This window comes from Rhodoplanes roseus (assembly GCF_003258865.1).
Classification (GTDB): domain Bacteria; phylum Pseudomonadota; class Alphaproteobacteria; order Rhizobiales; family Xanthobacteraceae; genus Rhodoplanes; species Rhodoplanes roseus.
Window position 1 is genome coordinate 45,019 of record NZ_NPEX01000011.1, and the last position, 6,545, is coordinate 51,563.

Genomic DNA, 6,545 nt, shown 5'->3' on the forward strand with positions numbered 1-6,545 from the left:
CCGGTCATGACAGATAAAGACGACGCGGCCGACGCGAAGAGCCGGCTCACGCATTCGGAAGGTTCCGCGACAGCGCCTCGAGGATCGCCATGCGGACCGCGACGCCCATCTCGACCTGCTCGCGGATCAACGAGCGTGCGCCGTCCGCGACCGTCGAGTTGATCTCGACCCCGCGGTTCATCGGGCCCGGATGCATCACCAGGGCGTCCGGCTTGGCGTAGGCCAGCTTCTTCTCGTCCAGGCCGTAATAGGCGAAGTATTCGGTCGAGGACGGGATGAAGGAGCCGTTCATGCGCTCGCGCTGCAGGCGCAGCATCATCACGATGTCGGCGTCCTTCAGGCCTTCCCGCATGTCGCGATAGACCTCGACGCCGAACCGCTCGATGCCGGGCGGCAGCAGGGTCGACGGCGCGATCACTCGCACTCGCGCATCCATCGCGTTGAGCAGGAGGAAGTTCGACCGCGCCACCCGCGAATGGGTGATGTCGCCGCAGATCGCCACCGTCAGGCCCTCGATGCGGCCTTTGTTGCGGCGGATCGTCAGCGCATCGAGCAGCGCCTGGGTCGGGTGCTCGTGAGCGCCGTCGCCGGCGTTGACGACCGAGCAGTCGACCTTGTCGGCCAAGAGCTTCACGGCGCCCGACGCGTTGTGGCGCACCACCAGGATGTCGGGGTGCATCGCGTTCAGCGTGATGGCCGTGTCCATCAGCGTCTCGCCCTTGCGGATGGACGAGGACGCGACGGACATGTTCATCACGTCGGCGCCGAGCCGCTTGCCGGCGAGCTCGAAGGACGCTTGGGTCCGGGTTGAGGCTTCGAAGAAGAGGTTGATCTGGGTTCGCCCGCGCAGCGAGGTGGTCTTCTTCTCGACGCGGCGATTGAGATCGACGAATTCTCCAGCGAGGTCGAGGAGACCGACGATCTCCTCGCGCGAAAGGCCTTCGATCCCCAACAAATGACGTTGGCGAAGTACGAAAGCAGGTTTGGGAGCGACATTCATCAAAGCCAGCCGTATATGCGCGTTCGAGGATGGCAGCAAGCGCGACGTGCTATGCTTCCGACTTGTCCCCAACCGGACGATGGGCGGAGCGGGGACGGCGCAGGAGCCCCGGGGCCGGGGCATGCCGAGAAAGGGAACGATGGCCGAGCAGGAGCGCTTCAACCAGTCGCCGTCTTTCGCCGATGTCGACCTCTATGAAAGCGACCGCGCCCTGCGGGACGCCGTCGTCGCGAACGGCGCTGTGGACGAGGCCCGGATGCTTGCCGCCTTCGGGCGCCGCTGGGGTGCCGGCGAGATGGCCGAGCATGCCAGGCTCGCAAACGAGAATCCTCCGCGTCTCCAGGCCTTCGATGCACGCGGCTATCGGCGCGACACGGTGGAGTTCCATCCGTCCTATCATCATCTGCTGAAGGAGAGCATCGGCGCCAGCCTGCACTGCTCGACCTGGACGCCGGCGGGCGAGCGGGCCGGCTCGCCGGCCGAGGTGTCGCGGGCCGCGCGTTTCTACATGGTCGCCCAGGTGGAGAACGGGCACCTCTCGGCCATGATCACGACGCGTTCCGCGGTCGCCCCGCTCGGGGCGGGACCGCCGGTCGCGGCCGAGATGATCAAGAAGGTGGTCAACCGCCACTACGATCCGAGCTTTCGACCGTGGGAAGAGAAGTTCGGGCTCACCCTCGGCATGGGGGTGACCGAGCGGCAGGGCGGCACCGACCTGGGCGGCGGCGCGACCAGGGCCGAGCCGGTCGAGGGAGGTTACGCCGTCACGGGCCACAAGTGGTTCATGTCGGCCCCGATGAGCGACGCGTTCGTCGTGCTGGCGCGGGCCCCGGATGGTCCCACCGCCGTCCTGGTGCCGCGCTTCCGGCCGGACGGCGGCGTCAATCCGATCGAATTCCAGAGGCTCAAGAACAAGCTCGGCAATCGGTCGAGTGCCTCCGCCGAGGTGGAGTTTCGGGACGCGTTCGGATGGCGGCTCGGCGACGAGGGGGCGGGCGTTCGGACCGTCATGGAGATGGTGCAGCTCGCCCGGGTCGACTGTGCCGTGTCGTCGGCCGGGCTGATGCGCGCGGCCCTGTCCCATGCGGTCCACCATACCCGGCATCGCGGCGTGTTCGGGCGTCGGCTCGCCGAGCAGCCGCTGATGCGGGCCGTGCTGGCCGATCTGGCACTCGAATCGGAGGCCGCCGTGGCGCTCGCGTTCCGGCTCGTCCGCTCGTTCGATCTGGGCGGCGAGAGCGCGGCCGAGCGGATGCGGGCCCGACTGCTCACGCCGACGGCGAAATACCGGATCGCGAAGGGAGCACCGGCTCTCGTCGCCGAAGCCCTGGAATGCCTGGGGGGCAACGGTTTCATCGAGGACGGGCCGCTGCCGCGGCTCTACCGTGAGGCACCCGTCAACGCGATCTGGGAAGGCTCCGGGAACGTCGTTTGCCTCGACGTTCTCCGTACCCTCGACCGCCACCGGGACGAGGTCATGGCCGTGGTGGCGGAGCTCGCCGGCGAGGCCAGTGACTTGCCGGGAGTCGCCGCGACCGTCGCGGCCTTGAAGGAGGCGTTCGAGGATCCGGAGCCGGAGCGCGTCGCCCGCGTCGCGGTGGAGCGGCTCGCGCTGCTCGCGGCGGCTGCCGCGTTGCGCGCGTCGGGGTCGCCGATCGCCGAAACATTCGCGCGGACCCGCCTTCTCGGCGGCGGTGGGATCACGGCCGGGACGAGCCGATTGTCGGTCGCCGAAACGGACAGGTTGCTGTCGCGAGCGATGCCCGAATGAACCACCGCGCCGCTCGCCGCAGTGCGTGACGGCCGCGGGGCAATTCGATGGAAATTTCGGGGCGAACTCTCCGCCCTGATACAAGTTATTCGCTGATAACAAGAAATCCTCTTCCTGGACGTGCTGCACTGCAGCGGAACCGATGGCGGCGCGGGCGGTTGACGACCCGAGAGCCCGTCACCGCACCGTCACGACCCGAACGATCGGGGCGGCGACCACGCGCCTCGCACGGCGTGATCGCGTCGTCGGAAACGGGCTCGTCAGCAAGCAGGAGCAGAACACGATGAAGACGATGGTTCACTATGCCGTGGCGGCCGGTCTGGCCGGTGCGCTCGCCCTCGCGACCGTGACCCCGAGCGACGCGCAGTCGCGCCGGTCGCAGATGCGTCATCAGGATCGCGTCGCCGCGCAGACCTATTCGCCGGGCTATTACGGTGATCCGGTCGCGGCGGGTGTCGGCGTGGCGGGCGGGGCGGCCCGGGCGGGTGTCGGCCTCGCGGCGGGCGCGATCGGGGCCGGCGTCGGCCTTGCCACCGGCATCGCCGGTGCCGCACTGAGCCCGCTCACGGGCGGCTACAACCCCGGTTGGCAGCCGGGCTACGAGGGTTACGCCTCGGCCGGCCCTGTCGCCTCGGCCTCCGGTGGCGGGTGCTGGATCTCGACCGACCTCAACCGCGGCTACGGCTATTACGGGCCGTGCGGCACGCGCCGGGCCGACTACGGCGTCGCGGCGATCTCGGGCCAGCCGGGCACGCAGGGCACGGTCCTGCCGTATCCGCTGTACTGATCGCCGGTCGCTCGACGCGATCGCTCGATGTGGAGAGGGGCGGGTCTTCGGACTCGCCCTTTTTTATGCGGATCACGTCGGTCCGCGCAGGAGCCGATCGAGGGCGCCCTGCAGGATGAAGATGGCGGCGTGCTGGTCGATCACGGCCTTGCGCTGCCGCCGGCTCGCATCCGCGGCGATCAGCTCGCGTTCGACCGCCGACGTCGACAGCCGCTCGTCCCACAGGCCGATCGGCAGATCGGTGAGGCGAGAAAGATTGCGGGCGAAGGCGCGGGTCGATTGGGCGCGCGGCCCCTCGGTGCCGTTCATGTTGATCGGCAGCCCCAGCACCAGCCCGGCGACGCGGCGCTCGGCGGCGAGTGCCAGCACGCGGGCGGCGTCCTCGGTGAAGCGTTTTCGCGCGATCGTCTCGACGCCGGTCGCCAGCCGCCGGTCGGGATCGCTGACCGCCACGCCGATGGTCTTCTCACCCAGATCGAGGCCGATCAGGCCGCCGCGCTCCGGCAGGAGCGGACCGATGTCGGCGAGGGGAACCACGGGCGCAGGCATGCGTCCGCCTAACATGCCCTCGGCAGTGGGGCGAGTCCCGCGATGCGGAGTTTCGCTCGAGCCGGGCGGATTGACCGTGCTTCCGCCCTGCGGCTTATCTTCCCTACCCATGCTGTCCGCGGTACGCAGCGTGCCGCGCAGTTGCCCGTGAGGAGAGTCGTCATGGAGATCACCTGGTTCGGCCATTCCGCCTTCCGCCTCGATTTCCAGGGGAAGGCCGTGTTGATCGATCCGTTCTTCACCGGCAACCCGGCTTTCGTCAGTGACCGCGCCGCGGCGATCGCCGGCGTCAGCCATATCCTGCTCACCCACGGGCACGGCGATCACGTCGGCGACACGCTGGCGATCGCCGAAGAGACCGGCGCCACCGTCACGACCAACTATGATCTCGGCATGTGGCTGGTCTCGAAGGGATTGAAGAAGCTCAATCCGATGAACACCGGGGGCACTACGGATCTGGGCGGCTTCACCGCCACCATGGTCCGGGCGGACCATTCCTCGGGCGACATCGTCGACGGCACGCCCATCTATCTCGGCAATCCCTGCGGCGTGATCGTCAAGGCCGCGGGCGAGCCGACCGTCTATCACATGGGCGACACCGACGCGTTCACCGACATGGGGCTGATCGCCGAGCTGCACGAGCCGACCATCGCCATGGTGCCGATCGGCGATCGCTTCACGATGGGGGCCCGCACCGCCGCCTTCGCGGTGAAGCGCTTCTTCCGGCTGGATGCCGTGATCCCGTGCCACTACGGCTCGTTCCCGATCATCGCGCAGAGCGCCGACGCGTTCATCGAGGCGATGCGAGGACAGGCGACCCGCGTGGTCGTGCCCGAGAAGGGCAAGGCCATCGCTGTTTGAGACTTCAGGGGGTCGTTGAACCGGCGCCGCGTCGACGGGAACTTACCGTTTCCGTCTCGTTTTGCGCGAGTCTCGATGGAACCAGTCGACGGTTCGCGCGTTATCGAACGGCACCTGTGTACGCGACCGGCGTAGCCGACCTGGATCGATCATGACCCCCCGCTCTCATTCAGACTTTTCCCTGTGGCCCGAACGGGCGCGCCCGACCCGTCGTCGGTTCTCGGCCACCCGGCTGCTCGGCATCGTTTCGGCCGGATTGGTGTGTGTCGTCGCGAGCTATGCCGTGGTTTCCGAGCTGATGCGGCCGACTGCCCTGCAGGAGCCGATCGGCCGGAGCTGGCAGGACTACTCGGCCAGTGAGCCGACCGGCACGGTCGGCGTTGCGCCGGCCCGGGCCCAAGAGCCTCCGCCGGCTGCGGTTTCTGCACCGATCAAGGCCACGGAGCCGGTGAAACGGACGCGGTCGGTCGCCTCGCCGACGGCGTTGACGGCGATCGGGACGGCGGGGCCGGCGAGTGCGACGGACGGGCGGAGCGTGCCCGACGGGCGGCCGCGGGTCGATCCGGCCGCCACCCCGGCCGCCGGAAAAGCCAGCGAGTCCAAGGCGGTGGAGCCGAAGCCGGCCGAGCCGCCCAAGGAGGCCATCGTGGCCGCCGACGAGGACAAGCCGGCCGCCGAAAAACCCAAGCGGACCAAGAAGGTGCGCAAGAAGACGCGGACCGAGACGGGGCAGGCGCCGTGGGGCGGCGATTACCGCCGAGCCGAGGCCTATCCGCGGCAGGGCTACGGTCCGGGCTGGGGTCCGAGGCCGGGCGGCTTCTTCCCGTATTGAGCGGGCGCGGCCTCCCGCCGAGTCGCGGTCCCGCGAGAAAACCTATTTGCGCGCGGGGGCTTCCGGCGTTCGCTGGACGCATTATCTCAACACCGCGACCGCGCGCGCCGGCCAGGATGCTGGGCGGACCGCCCGCCGTATTCGAATGGAGCTTTCACATGACGCGACTTTTTGCCCGCGCGGACCGACCGTGCTCGGCCCGTGCCGTGCTGGCCGGGCTGGTGCTGGGACTCGGTCTCGCCGCCGTGTCGCCGGCCGTCGCGGCCGACGAGCCGGACCTCATTTTCCGCCGGTCGACCGTGTTCAAGTGGTTGTCCCCGAACGATAAACTCGCGACCTACGGGCTCGACGACCCGGAGGTGGAGGGCGTCGCGTGCCACTTCACCGTGCCGGAGAAGGGCGGGTTCAAGGGCTGGCTGGGTCTCGCCGAGGAGGTCTCCGACATCTCGCTGGCCTGCCGCCAGATCGGTCCGATCCGGTTCAAGTCGAAGTTCGAGCAGGGCGTCGACGTCTTCCGCCAGCGCCGCTCACTGTTCTTCAAGAAAATGCAGATCGTACGCGGCTGCGACACCAAACGGAATGTTCTGGTCTACATGGTCTATTCAGACCGGATCATCGAAGGTTCTCCGAAGAACTCGACCTCGACCGTCCCGGTCATGCCGTGGGGCCCCGGAGACACCACCGTCCAGCGCTGCGCCGACTTCATCGAGAAGTGAGGTTTCGGGCGCGGCCGGCCTCGCCCGGC

At 68.7% G+C, this 6,545-nt stretch carries 7 protein-coding genes; 5 read left to right on the top strand and 2 right to left on the bottom strand.

Annotated features, from left to right (window positions below):
• Positions 1–46: 46 nt before the first annotated feature.
• Positions 47–1,000: an aspartate carbamoyltransferase catalytic subunit gene (locus tag CH341_RS03105; RefSeq protein ID WP_111417563.1), complete on the bottom strand. Its 954-nt coding sequence runs from the start codon at positions 998–1,000 to the stop codon at positions 47–49.
• 121 nt (positions 1,001–1,121) lie between these two features.
• On the opposite strand from CH341_RS03105, the gene CH341_RS03110 reads away from it, so the two are divergent.
• Both CH341_RS03110 and CH341_RS03115 read left to right on the top strand, forming a co-directional pair.
• Positions 1,122–2,771 (top strand): acyl-CoA dehydrogenase family protein, encoded by a 1,650-nt coding sequence (locus CH341_RS03110; RefSeq protein ID WP_245430846.1) that lies wholly within the window; start codon positions 1,122–1,124, stop codon positions 2,769–2,771.
• Positions 2,772–3,054: 283 nt separating this feature from the next.
• On the top strand, positions 3,055–3,558 hold the full coding sequence (locus tag CH341_RS03115) for a hypothetical protein (protein WP_146604355.1): 504 nt from the start codon (positions 3,055–3,057) through the stop codon (positions 3,556–3,558).
• A 72-nt stretch (positions 3,559–3,630) separates the two neighbouring features.
• Here CH341_RS03115 and ruvX read toward each other — a convergent pair whose 3' ends face one another.
• Positions 3,631–4,107 (bottom strand): Holliday junction resolvase RuvX, encoded by a 477-nt coding sequence (gene ruvX / locus CH341_RS03120; RefSeq protein WP_111417566.1) that lies wholly within the window; start codon positions 4,105–4,107, stop codon positions 3,631–3,633.
• A gap of 162 nt (positions 4,108–4,269) precedes the next feature.
• Between ruvX and CH341_RS03125 the strand changes: the two genes are divergently transcribed.
• The 3 genes from CH341_RS03125 (at position 4,270) to CH341_RS03140 (ending at position 6,516) form a co-directional block, all read left to right on the top strand.
• Positions 4,270–4,968, top strand: coding sequence for a metal-dependent hydrolase (locus CH341_RS03125; RefSeq protein WP_111417567.1), 699 nt, complete (start codon positions 4,270–4,272; stop codon positions 4,966–4,968).
• Between the two features lie 151 nt (positions 4,969–5,119).
• Positions 5,120–5,800 carry a hypothetical protein gene (locus CH341_RS33570; RefSeq protein ID WP_146604356.1) on the top strand — a complete coding sequence of 227 codons (681 nt, stop codon included), beginning with the start codon at positions 5,120–5,122 and terminating at the stop codon, positions 5,798–5,800.
• Positions 5,801–5,958: 158 nt separating this feature from the next.
• Entirely contained in the window at positions 5,959–6,516 is a 558-nt protein-coding gene (locus CH341_RS03140; RefSeq protein ID WP_111417570.1) for a CreA family protein, read from the top strand.
• The last annotated feature ends 29 nt before the right edge of the window (positions 6,517–6,545 follow it).